A 19609-nucleotide genomic window follows, 5' to 3' on the forward strand; every position below is an offset into this window, starting at 1 on the left:
TCAGTTACGCGAGTGAATAGGGCAAAGGTGATATAACTACAACCGATGCATCCGGAGTTGCTAATCGCAGTGGATCAGCTGGGTTAATATCGTTCGGTAACACCGCCAACACCCAAAGTTGCCCCTGAATATTCACCGCATTAATGACCTGGCCAACCCGACGCCAGTTTTCCGACCATTGTACTTCAATATCTGTGCCGCTGGCCGGAGTTTCCTCAGTTTGACTTTTGAGGATATAAGCAGCTCTTTTATTTTTACCCAGATATTTCATTCGGGCCACAGTTTCCTGGCCTATATAACAACCTTTGGTAAAACTAATGGCGTCGATACTTTGCAAATTCAGCATCTGTGGCACGTATTCGCCAATCACAGCCTGCTCTAAATAGGAAAAACCTTGCTGAATATGCTGTGCTAACCACAAAGTTGGAGCTGCAAGACTGCTGGATTGTTCCGCTAATAATTGCCTTGCATGGGCAAAATCCAACACTAACAAATAATGATCGTCAGCTAAACGCAGCAATTTACCGCCAGCTACAGAGCTTAACTGGCCGGCAGCGACAGGCTGGGTGTAACCCAATTTCTCCAGTAAAGCCGCTGTGCCAGTACCACTGATACCTAAAATAGCCAGGCTGTCATGGCCAGCTTCAAAGCTGACTTTAGAAAACACACCAAACTTTTTCAGTTGAGTGGCTGAGGCCTGCAGTTCGTCACGAAAGCCTATGTACCACAAGGCTTCGCCATCGGCACATAGATGAAACTGGGCCCACATTTTGCCTTTGGCATCACAATGAGCGCCACGCAGGAAGTTTTCGGCTGTCAAAGTGTTTAAATCCGCAGTGACCTGACCCTGCAGGTATTTACGGTTATCCGGCCCTGCAATAATCAGGCTTTCAAAGCCCGGCAGCGGACTGATAAAGGCGCCTTGCACTGAAGTCGATAAAGAAGCGAGTTGATCTGCACTGATCCAGGATGCTTGCATAAGGGTAAGTCTCTTAGAATACTAAGTCGATCATTGGGGGATTTAGCCAAAAGCTCAACCCCTGTATGGTTTTTTTGTTAGAATCCGGCTATTACCAACAAAAGGAAAGCTGTAATGAAAGAATTAATGGGTAAACCCCGCCTGCGTTGGGCTTGTCGTCGTGGCATGTTGGAACTGGACGTTTTGCTAGCCCCTTTTGTTGAAGAAGGCTACGACGCTTTAACAGATACACAAAAATACACTTTTGAAGCCTTGTTAGCTTGTGATGACCCGGATTTATTCGCCTGGTTTATGGGACATGGCAAATCCACAGATCCAGAGCTGCAGGCTATGGTGAATATCATTGTTAACAGAGTACGGGTATAACCTTAGTTTTGTGCCATCCCGCATGCGCCGGATTGTGTATCTGGCGCAAAGCTTATTCATTCTGCTTATTTTTCTGCTGCAACCTTTTTATGCCCTATGGTGGCTGGTGCTTTGGCCCTGGTTGTTTTTCTGTTTTTATCAACTGTTACGGCAATGGCAAGAACCCGTCAAAGCGCGACTGCTGTTTTTAAGTGAAAAGGGCGAGCTGAAATGGTGGCAGGACGAACTGCCAGCAGGGCAGTTATCGGCAGAGTCTTTAGTATCTCAGTTCGGGATTTGGTTACGCTGGCAGGACACTGAACAGCGGCCACAGCAATTATGGCTGTACAGAGATAACTTATCGGAAGAAAATTTTCGCAGTCTGGCACGGGTATGCCAGAGCGTAAAATGGCAACAACAAGCCGGCTCAGCGAACCGGCGTTAAAATGGTAGGTGTTGGTTCTGCTAACTGATCCGGATAATCCAGATTGTAATGCAGGCCACGACTTTCTTTACGTGCCATAGCACTACGGATAATCAGCTCAGCCACCATAGTTAAATTACGCAACTCCAACAGGTTATTACTGACGCGGAAATTACGGTAATAATCCTGAATTTCGCGCTGCAACAGCTCTACTCGGTGTAACGCCCGCTCTAAACGTTTTTCAGTGCGGACTATGCCGACATAATCCCACATAAAAAGTCGTAATTCGTGCCAGTTGTGAGTAATCACTACCTCTTCATCAGAGTCAATGACGCGGCTTTCGTCCCAGCAAGGCAGTTCAGTCACTAAGCGGGTGGATTCCAGTTGCTGTTTAATATGCCGGGCTGCCGCCTGGGCAAATACCACACATTCGAGTAAGGAATTACTGGCCATGCGGTTAGCGCCATGCAAGCCCGTATAGGCCACTTCACCTACAGCATACAGATTATCAATATCGGTCTGGCCATTGAGGTTCGTCATGACGCCACCACAAGTGTAATGCGCAGCCGGAACCACAGGGATAGGTTGTTTGGTAATGTCGATACCGACGCTTAAACACTTGGCGTAAATAGTCGGGAAATGCTCAATGATAAAGTCTTTTGGCTTGTGGCTGATATCCAGATACACACAATGTGCGCCCAACTTTTTCATTTCATAGTCGATAGCCCTGGCGACTATGTCGCGTGGTGCTAATTCGGCTCTTTCATCAAAATCCGGCATAAAACGACTACCATCCGGCCGTTTTAAGTAGGCACCTTCACCACGCATAGCTTCAGTGATCAAGTAATTTTGTGCTTCAGGGTGATACAAACTGGTGGGGTGGAACTGATTAAATTCCATATTGGCTACGCTGCAACCGGCACGCCAGGCCATAGCTATACCATCACCGCTGGCTACATCAGGATTGCTGGTGTACAGATACACTTTACTGGCGCCGCCTGTTGCCAGCGCAATACATTTAGCGCCTATCACTTCTACATGTTCTTCGTCACGGTTCCAGACATAAGCGCCGTGGCACTTTTGCTCAGCTAAACCTAATTTGCTGGAGGTGATTAAATCTATAGCGTTGTAATTTTCCAGCAACTGAATATTCGGATGGCCTTTGACTTGCTCAACCAGTGTGATTTGCACAGCGCGACCTGTGGCATCTGCTGCGTGCAAAATACGTCTGTGGCTGTGGCCGCCTTCGCGGGTCAGGTGGTATTTCAGTACGCCATCTTCGTCTTTGTACTGATCAAAAGGCACGCCCTGGGCTATTAACCATTCCATCGCATCTTTGGCGTGTTCAGCAGTAAATTGCACTGCGGCTTCTTCACACAAACCAGCGCCAGCTATTAAGGTGTCGTCCACATGAGAGGCAATACTGTCGTTTTCATCAAAAACAGCAGCTATGCCACCCTGAGCATATAAGGTAGAGCCTTCACGTAAAGGGCCCTTACTCAGCACTATCACTTTAGCGTTGTCGGCCAGATGCAAAGCCAGCGATAAACCTGCAGCGCCGCTGCCGATAATTAATACGTCACAAAGATGTTTTTTTTGTTGTTGCATGGGATACACTTATTCAGTCAAAAACACATAAATGTCTGTAATTTGGGTCTTTATACGCTACTTTTCGGCAACTGGCCGTATCAGAAACGGCAAATTGTAACTTTTTTTACTTATTCCAAGAACTATTCATATAGCTTCCAGTCATAAGGGTACGCTTGACGAGCGCCAGTTGCAAAAAGAAAGTAGTATTTAGCATTAGGGGAAAGGCTCGGATGAGCGAGCAAGAATTGGATTGGCAGATTGTCCAGCGGGTACAACAAGGGGATAAAGCAGCCTTTAATGTGTTGGTAAAAAAATACCAGCATCGGATTGCGAACTTAATCTCACGTTATGTCTCTAACCATGGCGATGTGGCGGATGTAGCTCAGGAAGCCTTTATTAAAGCTTACCGTGCTATTCCCGGTTTTCGTGGCGAGAGTGCATTTTACACCTGGTTGTACCGTATAGCTGTGAACAGCGCTAAAAATTACCTGGTAGCGACAGGACGCAAACCACCATCTACTGACGTAGATGCGGACGATGCCGAGTTTTATGACGGCAGCGATGCGTTAAAAGAGCAGGACTCTCCGGAAAAACTATTGTTATCCGAAGAAATCCGGCACGTAGTGTTCGATACCATTGAAAAGTTGCCAGACGAATTACGTACAGCTATAACTTTGCGTGAATTGGATGGTTTGAGTTACGAAGAGATTGCGGAAGTGATGGGTTGTCCTATAGGGACAGTCAGAAGCAGGATTTTCCGTGCACGTGAAGCTATTGATGCGCAGTTGAAACCGCTCATTAGTTGAACCTCTACTAAACAGGAATCGGTATGTTGTCAGAAAAATCAGATTGGCTCTCGGCTGCTAGTGATAACCAAGCAATTAGCCCTGAACAATTAGACAGTTTACTGCAGGACGCTGAATTACAGCAGAGCTTCGCGCGTTATCATTTGATTGGCGCTGCCATTCGTAATGAATTGCCGGCTCAGCTGGATATGCAGTTTGCAGATAACTTTGCCAGCCTGTTAGATCAGGAACCTGCTTATCAGTTAGAAAGCAACCCACTAGTTCACAGACAAGATACGCCAGTGTCGTTCTGGAAAAAACTGGGTGAAGCTGCCAATACCGGTTGGTTTAAAACTGGCTTTCAGGGCACTGTAGCCGCCAGCGTGGCATTAATTGCTGTGTTAGGTGTTCAGCAGTTCCAGGGCGCTGGTCAGGATGCAGACCTGAACTCACCTTTACCTGTGTTACAAACTCAGCCAGTGGCTGGTTTTGCTACGCCAGTTAGCTTGAGCCAAACCTCAGTGGATTCCCGTTTTGAACAGGAACAACGTCAGGCTATGCTGGAACAACAAAAACGTTTGCAGCAATTGTTGCAGGCACATCGTCAGCAAATCAGAGTCATGGATACTGCGCAGCAGAACATTCCGGAAACTCCAGCTGAGAAACCAAGACAAGAGCAATAAATATGGGTTGGAAAGGCTTAAGTAGTGCCTTGATCATCTTGTTTTACTCCAACCTGAGCTTCGCTGAAGTCTCGGGTTGGGAGTGGTTTGAGCGTAGTCAAAGCTCAGTTCGTCAATTCAATTTCGAAGCCTCCTTTGTTGTCATCAAACCTAATCAGGTAGACAGTTACCGTTGGGTGCACGGTGTACAAAATGATACCGAGATAGAACAGCTGATGCCGCTGGAACAAAGTGGTGTTGAAATTCTGCGTCGTGATCATATGGTGTATTACATCGCACCTGAGAAAACACCGCTGGCGACCAATAGCAGTACTATCAAAGAATTGCCTGCCTTGTTGTATCGCGATATCGAGTCTATCAAAGCGCTGTATGACGCAGTGCCTGGTGGTGCAACACAATTATCTGGCCGTTCCGCCCAATTATTGCGGTTAACACCGCTACAAAATGGCAGACCAGGTTATTGGTTATGGTTAGACAGCCAAACTGGTTTTCCGCTCAAAATAGATACTTTAACGGTGCAAAACGAGGTGTTAGAACGTTGGGTTGTTACTCATATTCTGCCGCATTCTGCATTACCTGAAACTTTGAATGTGGCGGCTAATGCCGAATTACCTGCTGTTGCTGAGTCAATGCCAACCACAGCTTTGCCCGAAAGTCCGCTGGAATTGTCCTGGTTACCTGAAGGTTATCAGCAAGTTGCGGTGACCGCTGCTATGGTTCCTCAACAGGTACTGGAACAATGGTTGTTGTCCGATGGCTTGCATCAGGTATCTGTGTTTGTGCAACCTAGCGCAAGTCTGCCTGCTCAGGCTTTCCGGGATGGCGCGACGACTATTTTCGTGATGCCAAAAAACCAGTTTGATGTGACAGTAATTGGCCCTGTGTCTATTGAAAATGCCAGGCAAATTGCCGAGTCGGTGCGTTAAATGATCGAAGAAATTGCCACTGTGATGAAAAGCCAGACCGACGGTGTCTGGCTAAAAACTCAAAGTGTCAGCAGCTGTAATGCCTGTCAGGCCAATAACGACTGTGGCACTGGTGTAGTGGCTAAAGCTTTAACTCCGCGTGAAAACCTGTTTTTTGTCAAAAGTCCATTGCAGTTATTGGAAGGACAAAAAGTGAAAATAGCCGTGAGCGAACAACATCTGTTGTCTGCTGCGGCTTTATTGTACTTACTGCCGTTGTTTTGCCTTATTGCTGTGGCTGCTTTGCTTAGCCGATTACAACTGGCGGAAAGTGCCATAGTGCTTGGGTCTTTAACTGCTTTGCTAGCTGGTTTTGGTGTCGCCCGATTTTTCAGTGGCCCGGCGGCTCAACAAGAACAAATAGAAATCCTCGCTGTATTACCAGAACTGGCCGTGCAACATATCCGTATTACAGATTAATACTCCGCTGAAATCCGCCGTAACATCTGAACACATAGCAACCAATGCAGAGATCGAGTACAATTCGCGGCAAATTTATCTGAATCAACTTTGGTGTTCGCCCGGTTTGTGACCATAAGGGTCAGAGTGGGGCCACCTGATAGCAGCTTTAGCGGAAAAAATGCCAAAAATTACTCATATTCGTAACTTTTCAGTCATAGCCCACATCGACCACGGCAAATCTACGCTGTCTGATCGTCTGATCCAATTTTGTGGTGGCCTAACCGATCGTGAAATGCAGGCGCAGGTTTTAGATTCAATGGATCTGGAACGTGAGCGTGGCATCACCATTAAAGCCCAAAGCGTTACCTTGCATTACAAAGCCAAAGATGGCGAAACTTACCAGCTTAACTTTATCGATACGCCAGGCCACGTTGACTTTACCTATGAAGTCAGCCGTTCTTTGGCCGCCTGTGAAGGTGCTTTATTAGTGGTTGATGCCGGTCAGGGTGTAGAAGCTCAGACCGTAGCCAACTGCTACACAGCGCTGGAAATGAACCTCGAAGTTTTGCCAATTCTGAACAAAATCGACTTACCACAAGCTGACCCGGACCGCGTTGCCGAAGAAATTGAAGACATTATCGGTATCGAAGCCATAGGTGCTGTGCAGTGTTCTGCCAAAACCGGTTTAGGTATTGAAGATGTACTGGAGACTATAGTCGCCAATATTCCTTGCCCTGAAGGTGATGTGGATGGTCCTACTCAGGCCTTAATCATCGATTCCTGGTTTGACCCGTATCAGGGCGTAGTGTCACTGGTTCGTGTGAAACACGGCAAAATCCAGTTAAAAGACAAAATCAAAGTGATGTCGACCGGTATGGTGTACGAAGTCGATAAAGTCGGTGTCTTTACCCCTAAAGCCAACAACACAGGTATTTTAAGTACAGGTGAAGTAGGTTTTGTGATCTGCGGCATTAAGGAAATTAAAGGCGCGCCGGTGGGCGATACTTTAACTTTATCTAAAAACTCAGCCACTGAGCCATTACCAGGCTTTAAGCGTATTAAACCTCAGGTGTATGCCGGTGTATTCCCAGTATCTTCAGACGATTACGAAGATTTCCGTGATGCGTTGGAAAAACTCAGCTTAAACGACTCTTCACTGTTTTATGAACCAGAGAGCTCAGGCGCTTTAGGTTTTGGTTTCCGTATTGGTTTCCTTGGTATGTTACATATGGAAATCATTCAGGAACGTTTAGAGCGTGAATACGATCTGGATTTAATCACCACAGCTCCTACCGTAGTGTACGAAGTCATCACCAAAAATGGTGAGACAGTGATGGTGGATAACCCAAGTGCATTACCGCCAGTGGGCAATATTGATGAAATTCGTGAGCCAATAGTTGAAGCTCATATTCTGGTACCACAGGAATACTTAGGTAACGTGATTAACCTTTGTATTGAGAAACGTGGTGTACAGATGAACATGACCTACCACGGCCGTCAGGTTGCGGTGGTGTATGAACTGCCAATGGCAGAAGTAGTGATGGATTTCTTCGACCGCTTAAAGTCTACCAGCCGCGGTTATGCGTCGCTGGATTATGCTTTTAAACGTTTCCAGACTTCTGAAATGTCACGGGTTGATATTCTGATCAACGGTGAGCGGGTAGACGCTTTAGCAATTATCAGCCACAAAGACTTTGCACAAGGCCGTGGCCGTGAGTTGGCTGAGAAACTGAAAGAGCTGATCCCTCGTCAGATGTTTGATATTGCCATTCAGGCTGCTATTGGCGCACACGTGATTGCCCGAACTACGGTCAAGCAATTACGTAAAAACGTATTAGCCAAATGTTATGGCGGCGACATCAGCCGGAAGAAAAAGCTGTTGCAGAAGCAGAAAGACGGTAAAAAACGTATGAAGCAGGTAGGTAATGTGGAAGTTCCACAGGAAGCCTTCCTTGCCATTCTTAAAGTCGGTAAATAACAACAAGGGTAGTTATGGCAGGTTATTTTGCAATTTTCCTCGTAGTATTGACCTTAGCCAGTGGTTTAATCTGGTTGATCGACATACTGGTTTTTGCACCAAAACGTAAAGTTAAAGTTGCGACTGCTCAGGCTGCCGCAGCCGGTGGCCTGCCGTTACATGCTATTGAGCAACTGGAAAAACCCTCTTATCTGGCAGAAACGGCCAAAGAGATTTTCCCGTTGATTCTGGCTATCACCATTATCCGTTCGTTTTTATACGAGCCGTTCCAGATCCCATCAGGGTCGATGATGCCAACTTTATTGGTTGGTGATTTTATTCTGGTGGAGAAGTTTTCGTACGATGTGAAAGATCCGGTATGGCGTAAGCCGCTGATCACCACAGGTCGTCCAGAACGCGGCGACGTGATCGTATTTAAATATCCGGAGCAGCCAACGATCGACTTTATCAAGCGTACCGTGGGTTTGCCTGGTGACCGTATTGTTTACAAAAACAAGCAGCTGTTTATTCAGCCTGCTTGTACTGCCGCAGATAAAAGCACTTGTCCTGGTCTAAAGGCCGTACCTTTGACATTGCAGGCGGAAGGCGAGTTTATGGATGGCGAATTGCCCACCAAACGTTATTCAGAGCAATTTGGCGAGCATAAACACGACATACTGCAGCATCCATTTAAGTCAGAACAACTGATGAACTACTACAAGCAGCCAGGTACCGCTATTGAAGAGTTTATCGTACCTGAAGGCCACTATTTTGCTTTAGGTGATAACCGTGACAATAGCCGTGATAGCCGTTTCTGGGGTTTTGTACCTGAAGAAAATCTGGTCGGTAAAGCGGTATTTATCTGGATGAGTTTTGAATTTAGTGACGACCCGGACAACTGGTTGCCTGCATGGGTGCCGGTCGGAGTTCGTTTTGAACGTTTAGGCAAAATTAATTAATGCAAAAACCTGTCAGCGGCCTGATGAAAAAGCTGGGTTACCAGTTTCAGCAGGTCGCGCTACTCGAACAAGCCCTGACTCACCGCAGTTGCAAAGGTGAACATAATGAGCGGCTGGAATTTTTAGGCGATGCCCTGCTCAGCATGGTGATTGCTGAAGCTCTGTATCTGCATTTTCCTAAAGCCCGCGAAGGCGATTTAACCCGCATGCGTTCTTCTTTGGTGAAGGGCGTGACTTTGGCTGAAATAGCCAAAGAACTGGAACTGGCTGAATTTTTACGGCTTGGCCCTGGTGAAATGAAAAGCGGTGGCTTACGCCGTGAATCTATTCAGGCCGACGCTGTTGAAGCCATTTTAGGTGCTATCTTCTTAGATGCTGGTATTGAAGCCTGTAAAGAGCGGATTCTAAGCTGGTACGGCAGCCGTCTAACCGGCATCCAGCCTGGTGTACAAAAAGACAGTAAAACCCAGCTGCAGGAATACCTGCAGGGCCGTCGTTTACCTTTGCCTTTGTATGAAGTGATCGATACTCAAGGCGACGACCACGATCAGGTGTTTACTGTGCGTTGTACTGTGCAGGGCAGAGCGCCTGTTATCGCGTCTGGTAATTCCAGACGTAAAGCTGAACAGGATTCAGCACGGATTTTGTTGGAACAAGTTAAAAATGACCTCTGAAACTTTTGCCGGACTGGTTGCTATAGTTGGCCGTCCGAACGTGGGTAAATCCACTTTATTAAACCAGCTGGTGGGTCAGAAGGTCAGTATTACTTCGCGTAAACCCCAGACCACCCGTCACCGTATTGTCGGCATAGACACGCAGGATAATTACCAGACTGTGTATGTGGATACACCAGGTTTGCATATCGAAGAAAAGCGTGCCATTAACCGCCTGATGAACAAAGCTGCAGCCAGTACGATACTGGATGTAGAGCTGATTATTTTTGTGGTTGAAGGTACCCGCTGGACGGACGACGATCAAATGGTGTTAAACCGTCTGATCGCGGCAAAAAAGCCGGTGCTGTTAGTGGTGAATAAAGTCGACTTATACAAAGACAAAGAAGATTTACTGCCGCATTTACAGTGGCTTGGTAGTCAACTTGAGTTTCAGCAAATCATCCCTTTGTCTGCTGAAAAAGGTACTAATGTGCAGACGTTGCGTGAGTTGGTACAAAAACAATTACCTCCTTGTGAATTCTTCTTCCCGGAAGAATATGTCACTGACCGCAGCAGCCGTTTTATGGCGTCTGAAATAGTCCGGGAAAAGCTGATGCGTTTCCTTGGTGACGAATTGCCTTATGCAGTCACGGTTGAAATTGAACGCTTTAAATGGGAAGAAAAACACTACCATATCGCTGCTTTAGTTTTAGTTGAACGCGACACACAAAAGCAGATGGTGATAGGTAAAAAAGGCGAACGTATTAAAACCATCGCCACTGAAGCCCGTAAAGATATGGAAACCTTGTTTGAACAACCGGTATTTTTACAAGTCTGGGTCAAAGTGAAATCAGGTTGGGCCGATGACGAGCGTGCTTTGCGCAGCTTAGGTTACGGCGAAGACTAAAATGGACAATCGCAGCTGGCCAGCTTTTATTCTGCACAGCCGCGCTTTTAAGGAACAGCAGTTGTTATTGCAGCTGCTGGTGCCTGAACTGGGTCGGGTCAGTGCTGTGATCCGTAAATCCAGCAGTAAAAAACAACAACGATTGTCATTGCAACCTTTCCAGTTATTGCAGCTGGAACTGTTGGGCCGTTCTGAATTAAAAACTGTCAGTAAAGCTGAAGAAGCAGGCCCCGCCTTTTTGTTGCAAGGTGAAAAGCTGTTTGGCGCCATGTATTTAAACGAGCTGATTTGTCGTTTATGGCCGGAAAACGTTGGCTCGGATGCGTTATTTGAGTTGTATCAGCGAAGTTTACAGCAACTGCTCACTGAAGATCTTGAGCCTTGTTTACGGCAATTTGAATTTTCCCTGCTTACTGAATTAGGCCAGCCGGTGGACTGGGACTACGATTCAGAAGGTGAGGCTATGCAGGATGGCGCCTTATATCAGTGGTGGCCGGAGCAAGGCTGGCAAATCGCAGGCAAAGGCTGGAAAGGCGAAATTCTTAAAGCCATAGGCCAGCAGCAATGGCAGCAGGATGATGTATTAAGAGCCGCCAAGCAATTAAGCCGTTTATTATTAGCCCCTTTGCTTGGCAGCAAACCTTTAACCAGCAGAGCATTATTTCAACCGATCAGGAACTAGCTATGAGCGCCATTTATTTAGGTATCAATATCGATCACGTCGCCACTTTACGTCAGGCCCGTGGCACTTATTACCCTGAACCTGTGCATGCTGCATTATTGGCTGAGCAATTTGGCGCTGATGGCATTACTGTGCATTTACGAGAAGACCGCCGTCATATTCAGGACCGTGATTTATTTGTATTGCGTCAAACCATAGCCACCCGTTTAAATTTCGAAATGGCTGTGACTGAAGAAATGTTAGGTATTGCCGCTCAGCTTAAACCTGAATTCTGTTGTTTAGTGCCGGAAAAACGTCAGGAACTGACCACAGAAGGTGGTTTGGAAGTGGCAGGCCAGTTCGATAAAATTCAGGATGCTGTAGTACGTTTGCAGCAAGACAATATTTTAGTGTCCTTGTTTATCGACGCCGATGAAAAACAAATAGCAGCGGCAGCCAAAGCTGGTGCGCCTTTTATTGAAATTCACACCGGCCAGTATGCGGAAGCGACCGATCCGAAAAAGCAAAAGGCAGAGCTTGAGCGTATCACTGAAGCTGCTGCTTATGCGGCTTCATTGGGCTTAACCGTCAATGCCGGTCATGGCCTGCATTACCATAACGTGCAGCCTATAGCCGCTATTTCTCAGATGTACGAGCTGAATATTGGTCATGCTATTGTGGCCCGCGCCATTTTCTCGGGTTTAGGCCCTGCAGTAGCTGAAATGAAACGCCTGATGGTCGAGGCGCGCCGTTAATGGCCATTGTTGGTTTAGGCACCGACATTATTGAAATAGCGCGTATAGAGCAAAGCCTGACGCGCTCACCCCGTTTAGTACAACGGGTACTGACTGAATCTGAGCAGCAAATTTTAGCTGCTCATGGTCAGCCAGCCCGATATTTTGCCAAACGTTTTGCCGCTAAAGAAGCTGCAGCTAAAGCCCTTGGCACAGGCATAGGCCGTGGTATTTCGTTTCAACATTTTATTGTCAGCAACGACCCTTCAGGTCGCCCTCAACTTGAGCTCACAGGTCCGGCTAAAGCATTAGCTGATTCAATGCAAGTGCGTTCAGTCTGGCTCTCCATCAGCGACGAGCAGGCGTATGCCTGTGCCACAGTCATTCTCGAATCCTAACCTTTGCGGGCGGGGTAAACCCGCGCCCCTACCCATGACACATCCTATTAGGGTATAAATACTTCAACTCCAGCTGTAGGTGAAGTAAATGCAAAAAGGTAGTTTGGTTTGTGTCGGCACTGGTATGACTTTAGGTTCTCATATCAGTCCTTTATCCCGCAGTTATATAGAACAAGCCGATGTGGTTTTTGTATTAGTGGCTGATGGTACTACTGAGCTGTGGATCCAGGGAATGAATGCCGATGTGCGTAGTCTGCAGCCTTATTATTCTGAAGGCCAGTCCCGGATGATCACCTATAAACAAATGGTGGCGGCACTGCTTGCCGAAGTGCGCTTGGGTAAAAAAGTCTGTGGTGCTTTTTATGGCCATCCCGGTGTGTTTGCCTGGGTACCACATCAGGCTATTAAAGAAGCTATATCTGAAGGTTATCAGGCTCATATGGAGCCAGGCATTTCCGCCGAAGACTGTTTATATGCCGATTTAGGCTTAGACCCCGGCACTTATGGTTGCCAGCATTATGAAGCCAGTGCTTTGATGTTTTACCAACGCACTATAGATACTGCGGCTTACTTAATTTTATGGCAACCAGGGGTCGCTGGCGATAAGTCGCTGGCGAAATTCAGCACAGGCAGTGCGTATCGTGAAGTTCTAGTCGAACTGTTAAGTCAATGGTACCCGCTGGATCATCAGGTCATTTTATACGAAGCCGTGACTTTACCTATCCAGCAACCTCGTATTGAACGCATTGCTTTGTCTGATTTACCTAAAGCGCAGATGGATTTAAAAACCACTTTAGTTATACCTCCAGCCACTGTCGCTAAAGCCAATCAGCTGATTTTAGATAAGTTAAAGGCTCTGGTGACTCAGGAAGATTAAAATGAATACGGATTGGCAACTTGCAGCAAAAGCCGAAAATTTTGTGATCACCACATCACGTTTGTTGATCCGGCCTTTAACACAACAGGACCTGCAGCTGTATTTGGATTTATATACCAATACTGAGACTATGGTGTTTGTTGGAGAAACTCTGCAAGCAGAAAAGGCTAAAAACAGCTTTCAGATCGCTTTACGACTTAATGCAAAAACACCCTTTAAACGGTTATTTCTGACCATTGTTGAGCAAGGCCGGTGTGCAGGCTTGTGCGCTATCAATCAATGGAACAGTGAAACAGCACAGGTTGAGGTCGGTATTATGTTATTGCGGCCCTGGCACGGCCAGGGTTATGCAGCGGAAGCCTTGGCAGCATTAATTCAGCGGGTGCAACAACAGTTTTACACTGCAGTGATCAAAGGTGATTTAGACCCCGAAAATAAAGCTGCAGTGCAGTTGGTAGTAAAAACTGGTTTTCAACCTGATTTAAACTGCAGCAGAACCTATTGGGTGAAACATAATGATGCATTAGTGCCATTCTGATAAAAACTTAAATACAGAACTTATTATGTACGCTTGTGCTTTTAATTTTATCGTTTTAAAGTGGATTTGCGTGGGTAGTTCTGGCATCAGGCTTTAAGCGGTGCTTTGTTTGCAGTATTGGAGTCGTTATGTCAAAAATTATCAGTCTGTTAGAAAAAATGGGCCAAAATGCTGAGTTTCGTTATGCCAACGCTGAGCAATTAGCATGTTTAATGGCGAACACTGACCCTGCGTTAATTGATGCGGTGATTGCAGGAGACCAAGCCGGGCTAGAACAATTATTGGGAGCAAGAACTAATGTTGTTTGTGGTATTCATCCAGCAGACCAACCAGATGAAGAACCGCAGGATGAACCTGGAGATCAGCCTGAAAAAGAGGCTGGCTCAGTCTTGAAGGTCGGTTAGTTTTGCTATCAATTTTTGGATATAAATTACGATACAGGCGGCAGGTATTTTGGCTGCCTATATTTCTATGTACTTTAATCTTTCCTGTTTATCTTCAGGCATCAGTAGAGCAGTTAACTTACCTTGATAAGATTAAAAGCTCCAAATTTGATGAGTTCAGCAAAGGGGTTGATGTTTTAGCAAACACCAATACGAAATTATCACCCTTTGAAACTGATTACCTTCAACTGCTAAAGGCATATAAGTTAAGTTATCTTGGCGATATTGATAAGGCCCTATTGATATTACAGCCATTAACTTCTAACCCGGATATGGCAATCTCTTTTCGTGCGAAAGCCTTGTCAATCAATAGTCTTATCATTGTCAGACGGTATCTGGACGCATTCTTATATTTTGAGACGCTAATCAATCAACTGCCCCAGGTTAACCAGCCTATAGCCAGAGAGCAAGGTTTAAGAGTTATAGCGATGATGTATACCATGATCGAGCGTTATGACTTATCTGTTTCCTATCTGGACCAACTGATAGCGGAAAACCCAAGTGAAAATTCTGTCTGTGCGGCCTATCAGTTGCGCCTTGAAGCTTGGTTTTCGAGTAATCAGATAGAGTTGTTTAAGCGTGATGTTGACTCTGGTGTTCAATACTGTGAAGAACATAATGAGCCGCTTTGGAGACAACTTATTATAGTTACTAAGGCGAAATTATTATTTGAAGAAGGGTTTTACGAGCAAAGTAAGCTTCTTTTACTAAAAGAATATACTAGGGCTGCAGATACTAAATATTTGCGCTTAATAACAGAATTCAATTATGTGCTAGCTGAAAACCTTTTAATGTTGGGTGATTTAGATGAGGCGAAACGATATGCAAATATGGTTGTCGCTGAGGCAGAGTCTTTTAAAAACTACTTTCCAATAGTTCACTCCTTTAAGGTTTTGTATCGCGCCGCCAAACAAGAAAAAAACTACCAGCAAGCGCTGGATTATCACGAACAATACATGGCAGCTTTTACCGCTTATATGGATGATAAGTCGGCGCAGCAGATGGCGTACCATACAGCACATTCGGAAATTCTGGCACAAAACCAAAAAATTGCCTTGCTGGATAAAGACAATCAGTTACTGCAGTACGAGCAGACTTCACTTAAACATCAGGCTGCTTTTAACAAGCTGTTGATTATTGCTTTGGCTGTGTTGGTATTCGGTCTTGCAGTGATGGCCTATCGCAGTTTTGTCGCCCGTCAGCGTTTTAAAGCTTTGGCTGAATATGATGATTTAACCGCCATCAGCAACAGGTATCACTTTTCGACCTCAGCCAAAGGAGCTTTGGCTTTATGTGAAAAAGGTCAATTACCTGCCGCCCTTATCGTGTTTGATCTGGACCATTTTAAACAAATTAATGATCAGTATGGCCATGCGGCAGGCGACTGGGCTTTACGCCAAACTGTGGATACCTGTCGTAACTTTATGCGTAATAACGATGTGTTTGGCCGTATTGGTGGTGAAGAGTTTGCGATCTTATTGCCGGGCTGCCAGAGTGACAAGGCGCATTTACTGGCGGACATTTGCCGGGATGCCATCAGCAATATTGATACTGCAGCTTCGGGTTACGAATTTAAATTAAGTGCCAGTTTTGGTGTCACTTCAGCAGAAATTTCCGGTTACCATTTAACTAAACTAATTGAAGATGCAGATACAGCCATGTACCAGGCCAAACAACTAGGGCGGAACAAAGTACACTTCTTTCAAGGCTAATCTGAGTTTGCACTATTGAATTTTTGAGTTACTCCGATGTCAGAAACGGCAGTCTGACATCGGAGTTTTGCTTTGAAGATATGGATATTTTCTGTTGTAGTTCATCTGTTATTGCTGTGGGCTCTGTCTTTGATCATTATTCCTCCGGCGGAGAAACCCTCAGCATCAGCTGTGATTCAAAGTTATAGTTACACGCCAATCCGTGTGAAGTCAGTGCCTGCTGTTATTGCTAAGCCGCAGCCAGTCACTGCAAGCAAACCGCCTGAGTCTAAACTTCCAGCTAAAAAACGACCCTCTAAAAAAGCCAGAGCTTCTGAAGCTACTGCTGCTGTTAGTAGCGCTGCCGGAACAACCTCAGAGGCGAAGATCAATTCAGCGGTTGGGATGGTTGAAACAAAACCATCCAGGGCTTCGGGTTCTCTATCCCTGGCGCAACGTGCACTAGCTGCAGCGTCTGCTGTAGCCTCTGAACCTATAGCGGATCGGCAGCGACAACGTGAAGTCGTCTTGAGGTCAGGCACGCCAGCAGATAGTGAGCTTGCTCCTGCAATGCTTAAACAAGTAAAAACTTATGCAGATGGCTCTGAACTGGTCAAAGGTGTTCATGGCTGCTGGAAGGTTCCGCCAACAGAATCACGCAAGGGCGCTACCTGGCTGATGACCAGCACACCCTGTGAAACCGATAGCACAGTAGAACAAATCAACGCTATTTTGCAGAAGCGTCGTACCTATGGCAGTGATTAACCTGAAACTTTAGTTGGTGCGGGCTCTGTAACCAGCGGTGGCCAGTTTTTGGCATCCTGTAATAAGGATTGGATCCTGTCCTGCAGTTCAAATAATTCAGGCTCCAGTTGTTCGGTTTGTTTACCTTTTTTCAGCTCAGTTTCAATCAACTCTGTCAGTTGTTTTAATACTGGCAGACCTGTATAGCAGCTGGCGCCGTGCAATTTATGGATATGCTGTAGCAGTTGTTCAGCATCCTGTTGTTGCATCGCCTGCTGAATAAGCATCAAGCTATCAGGCAATGACTGTACCAGCATCCATAACATTTCTTTGGCTAAATCCAGTTTACCGCCGGCTCTTTGCAATGCCAGAGTCCAGTCCAGCTGTTTGCTTTGCGGCAATTGGTTTTCGCTGGTTGAGGCCGCTAATGCTTGTTGAAAATCCGGGCAACATTCCCGCAAGGTGTAGTGCAGCAGTTTTTCATCCAGAGGTTTAGTTAAAAACTCACAAAAGCCTAAAGCTAACAGCCTGTCCCTTTCACCATCCAATGCGTGAGCTGTCACCGCAATAATGGGAGTCGCTTCGTTTAGCGAACTTTGCTGAATACGCTGGCAAGCCTGAATACCGTCCATCACCGGCATATTAATATCCATAAAAATCAGATCGTAATGCTGTTGGTTGGCTTTTTGCCATGCTTCGGCGCCATTACGGGCTGAATCGACCTGTTCCACCATTTCAGACAGCAGGGTATTAATCAGTTTTAAATTCGCTTCGTTATCATCCACCGACAACACCCGCAAGCGGGCTTTAGGTTTATCCTGCAGCGGATTTTGCTCAGGGAAATCTAAATAAGGCTGTGCCAGAGTCATTGCCAGTTTGCGGTAATGTGCTGGTTTAGATAACACAGCTTTGGCACCTGAGGCCTGCAGCACTTCACGTAAATTCGGTGACAGGGTGTTGACCAGTAAATACAACTGCTCGCTGTGCAGTTGCAACTGCTGCAGTAATTCAATCACCTGATTGACCTGATTCAGTGAAATAGAGCGGCCAATTAACGCCATATCAATTTGTGGCTGCAACGCCAGAGTTTGGCTCAGCTGGCTCATATTGCTGCAACTGATGATATTCAGTCCCCACTGGTCCAACTGGGCTAGCATGGCTTCGCGGGAATACTGCTGAGGTTCAAAATACAAAATAGTTTTTTGCTTCAGCTCCGCCAGCGGCAAAGGTTCAGCTATGGATAAATGGTGGCGTTTGCACATCAGCGTAAACCAGAAGGTTGAGCCTTCACCTGCTTTACTATCAAAGCCAATTTTGCCACCCATAGCAGTGACCAGACGCTGTGAAATGACTAAACCTAAACCTGTGCCGCCATAACGCCGGCCAATGCTGTTGTCGGCCTGGGCAAAACCACCAAACAAGCTTTTTTGCTGATCTTCTGTAATACCAATACCTGTATCTTGCACTGAAAAACGCAGTTGCCATTGCTCGTCCGGCATAGGGCGGCAACTAACACGTATCACTACACTGCCTTGTTCGGTGAATTTAATCGCATTACCGGCAATGTTGGTCAGAATTTGATTAATCCGCATTGGGTCTGCTATTAAATCGTCAGGACAGCTATTCTCAACCAGTAACACCAATTCCAGCTGTTTATCAAAGGCATTAGAGGCTAATAGCTCCACCGAATCATTGAGCAAGTCGCGTAATGAAAAAGGCTCGGGGTTAATCGGCATCCGGCCTTCTTCCAGTTTGGCGTAATCCAACACGTCGTTGACCAGGCTTAATAAGCTATTCGCTGATTTCTGAATAGTAGCTAAATAATCCTGCTGGTTATGGGTCAGGTTGGTTTTCAGTAATTGCCGGGCAAAACCAATAACGGCGTTGAGCGGTGTGCGTAATTCATGACTCATTTTGGCAAGGAAGTCAGATTTACTGCGGTTATCTTCCATCGCCTTTTTACGGGACAGGTCCAGCTCAATATTTTGCATTTCCAGCTGTTCCATACTTTGTTGTAAGTCGCTGGTCGCCTGTTCAATGCTTTGCTGCATTTCTTCGTCATGGGTTTTTAGTGCTGTTGCCAGCGCATTAATACCAGTGCGTAGCTGTTCCAGTTCACCGAGAAAAGGTTGTTGCAATTGACTTTGATACTGGCCTTCACGTAGCTGTCCAATCACATCTCCCATTTGCTGCAAAGGACTGCTGACCTTCTTAATCAGGCGCAAACTGAAATACACACAGGCGGCAAGCCCCAATAGAATAATCATCAGGCTGCTGAGCAACGAGGTTTGCTGTGCCAGCATCACTTTATCTTTGGCCACTTGTACTGAGATATAACCCAAAGGCTGATCGGCCGGGTCTGTGCTGAAATCGGCTTGTTCCGGTAAAATAGGGGTGCGGATCACAAGCCAGTTGCCAAGGTCTGTGATGGTACTTTGCTGTGGAATAGCGCTGTCGGGCGCGTACTTCAGCATGGCAAAGTCTTTGTGATAGTTGGTGGTCACAAAGAGCTCGTGATCGGCATTAAAAATAGCGATACTTTTGACCAAAGCTGAATTTTTTCTGTGACTGACATCCAGCAAACGTTTGACGTCTTGCCGGCTGTTATGTAATAACGCATGTTCGCTGGCTATAGCTAAAGGGACGGCAATGTTTTCGGCCTGTTCTTCCAGATACTGGGCCAAATCATGATAGCGGGCATAGCTAAAATAACCCCCAAGGCATAAACTGACCAACAAGGTCGGCACCAGGGTGGTCAATAAGACCCAATCTCTTAAACCAATTTTCGTCATCTGTAGCGCTGCTTGATAGAATAGTCCGGAGCGAATTTATAATGACACAAGGCTTACTAAAAGCCCACCACAGGTACTAAGT

The 19609-nt window shown here is 46.1% G+C and carries 21 protein-coding genes; 18 read left to right on the forward strand and 3 right to left on the reverse strand.

Translation table 11 applies throughout. The features are described 5' to 3' along the window. Positions 1 to 4: 4 nt before the first annotated feature. The gene (gene ygfZ, locus OM978_RS00340) at positions 5 to 979 is read right to left on the reverse strand and encodes a tRNA-modifying protein YgfZ (protein WP_264344534.1); all 975 of its coding nucleotides are present in this window, start codon (positions 977 to 979) and stop codon (positions 5 to 7) included. A 114-nt stretch (positions 980 to 1093) separates the two neighbouring features. Between ygfZ and OM978_RS00345 the strand changes: the two genes are divergently transcribed. Further along, complete coding sequence (locus tag OM978_RS00345) at positions 1094 to 1345, forward strand: succinate dehydrogenase assembly factor 2 (RefSeq protein WP_233009974.1); 252 nt, start codon at positions 1094 to 1096, stop codon at positions 1343 to 1345. Next, positions 1323 to 1769: a protein YgfX gene (locus OM978_RS00350; RefSeq protein ID WP_264344536.1), complete on the forward strand. Its 447-nt coding sequence runs from the start codon at positions 1323 to 1325 to the stop codon at positions 1767 to 1769. Before OM978_RS00345 ends, OM978_RS00350 begins: the two co-directional genes overlap by 23 nt. Here the strand turns inward: OM978_RS00350 and nadB are convergent. Then, entirely contained in the window at positions 1752 to 3356 is a 1605-nt protein-coding gene (nadB, locus tag OM978_RS00355; RefSeq protein WP_264344537.1) for an L-aspartate oxidase, read from the reverse strand. The two genes, OM978_RS00350 and nadB, sit on opposite strands and share 18 nt — an antisense overlap. Before the next feature lie 212 nt (positions 3357 to 3568). Here nadB and rpoE point away from each other — a divergent pair, with 212 nt between their 5' ends. From rpoE to OM978_RS00435, 16 genes are all read left to right on the forward strand, one after another. Next, on the forward strand, positions 3569 to 4144 hold the full coding sequence (gene rpoE, locus OM978_RS00360; protein WP_264344538.1) for an RNA polymerase sigma factor RpoE: 576 nt from the start codon (positions 3569 to 3571) through the stop codon (positions 4142 to 4144). 23 nt (positions 4145 to 4167) lie between these two features. Beyond that, the gene (locus OM978_RS00365; protein WP_264344539.1) at positions 4168 to 4806 is read left to right on the forward strand and encodes a sigma-E factor negative regulatory protein; all 639 of its coding nucleotides are present in this window, start codon (positions 4168 to 4170) and stop codon (positions 4804 to 4806) included. A gap of 2 nt (positions 4807 to 4808) precedes the next feature. Then, on the forward strand, positions 4809 to 5732 hold the full coding sequence (locus OM978_RS00370; RefSeq protein WP_264344541.1) for a MucB/RseB C-terminal domain-containing protein: 924 nt from the start codon (positions 4809 to 4811) through the stop codon (positions 5730 to 5732). Continuing rightward, the gene (locus OM978_RS00375; RefSeq protein ID WP_264344544.1) at positions 5733 to 6191 is read left to right on the forward strand and encodes a SoxR reducing system RseC family protein; all 459 of its coding nucleotides are present in this window, start codon (positions 5733 to 5735) and stop codon (positions 6189 to 6191) included. Between the two features lie 160 nt (positions 6192 to 6351). Beyond that, a complete protein-coding gene (gene lepA / locus OM978_RS00380; RefSeq protein WP_413690769.1) occupies positions 6352 to 8151 on the forward strand; it encodes a translation elongation factor 4 in 1800 nt (599 codons plus the stop codon). Positions 8152 to 8165: 14 nt separating this feature from the next. Continuing rightward, on the forward strand, positions 8166 to 9089 hold the full coding sequence (lepB, locus tag OM978_RS00385; RefSeq protein WP_264344546.1) for a signal peptidase I: 924 nt from the start codon (positions 8166 to 8168) through the stop codon (positions 9087 to 9089). Beyond that, entirely contained in the window at positions 9089 to 9763 is a 675-nt protein-coding gene (gene rnc, locus OM978_RS00390) for a ribonuclease III (RefSeq protein WP_264344548.1), read from the forward strand. The genes lepB and rnc overlap by 1 nt, the downstream gene beginning before the upstream one ends. Further along, entirely contained in the window at positions 9753 to 10649 is an 897-nt protein-coding gene (gene era, locus OM978_RS00395) for a GTPase Era (RefSeq protein ID WP_008898015.1), read from the forward strand. The genes rnc and era overlap by 11 nt, the downstream gene beginning before the upstream one ends. A 1-nt stretch (position 10650) precedes the next feature. Further along, positions 10651 to 11331, forward strand: a complete 681-nt coding sequence (gene recO, locus OM978_RS00400) for a DNA repair protein RecO (protein ID WP_264344551.1) — start codon at positions 10651 to 10653, stop codon at positions 11329 to 11331. 2 nt (positions 11332 to 11333) lie between these two features. Continuing rightward, on the forward strand, positions 11334 to 12065 hold the full coding sequence (pdxJ, locus tag OM978_RS00405; protein ID WP_264344553.1) for a pyridoxine 5'-phosphate synthase: 732 nt from the start codon (positions 11334 to 11336) through the stop codon (positions 12063 to 12065). Further along, entirely contained in the window at positions 12065 to 12442 is a 378-nt protein-coding gene (acpS, locus tag OM978_RS00410) for a holo-ACP synthase (RefSeq protein WP_264344555.1), read from the forward strand. Before pdxJ ends, acpS begins: the two co-directional genes overlap by 1 nt. 88 nt (positions 12443 to 12530) lie before the next feature. Further along, a complete protein-coding gene (locus OM978_RS00415) occupies positions 12531 to 13319 on the forward strand; it encodes an SAM-dependent methyltransferase (RefSeq protein WP_264344557.1) in 789 nt (262 codons plus the stop codon). Position 13320: 1 nt separating this feature from the next. Further along, positions 13321 to 13857 carry a GNAT family N-acetyltransferase gene (locus OM978_RS00420; RefSeq protein ID WP_264344560.1) on the forward strand — a complete coding sequence of 179 codons (537 nt, stop codon included), beginning with the start codon at positions 13321 to 13323 and terminating at the stop codon, positions 13855 to 13857. 128 nt (positions 13858 to 13985) lie between these two features. Beyond that, positions 13986 to 14261, forward strand: a complete 276-nt coding sequence (locus OM978_RS00425; protein ID WP_264344562.1) for a hypothetical protein — start codon at positions 13986 to 13988, stop codon at positions 14259 to 14261. A gap of 2 nt (positions 14262 to 14263) precedes the next feature. Further along, positions 14264 to 16012: a GGDEF domain-containing protein gene (locus OM978_RS00430; RefSeq protein WP_264344563.1), complete on the forward strand. Its 1749-nt coding sequence runs from the start codon at positions 14264 to 14266 to the stop codon at positions 16010 to 16012. A 72-nt stretch (positions 16013 to 16084) separates the two neighbouring features. Next, complete coding sequence (locus tag OM978_RS00435; protein ID WP_264344565.1) at positions 16085 to 16756, forward strand: hypothetical protein; 672 nt, start codon at positions 16085 to 16087, stop codon at positions 16754 to 16756. On the opposite strand, the gene barA is transcribed toward OM978_RS00435, so the two are convergent. After that, positions 16753 to 19527 (reverse strand): two-component sensor histidine kinase BarA, encoded by a 2775-nt coding sequence (gene barA / locus OM978_RS00440; RefSeq protein WP_264344567.1) that lies wholly within the window; start codon positions 19525 to 19527, stop codon positions 16753 to 16755. The two genes, OM978_RS00435 and barA, sit on opposite strands and share 4 nt — an antisense overlap. Positions 19528 to 19609: the final 82 nt, after the last annotated feature.

This window comes from Rheinheimera sp. MM224 (genome assembly GCF_947090785.1).
Taxonomy (GTDB): domain Bacteria; phylum Pseudomonadota; class Gammaproteobacteria; order Enterobacterales; family Alteromonadaceae; genus Pararheinheimera.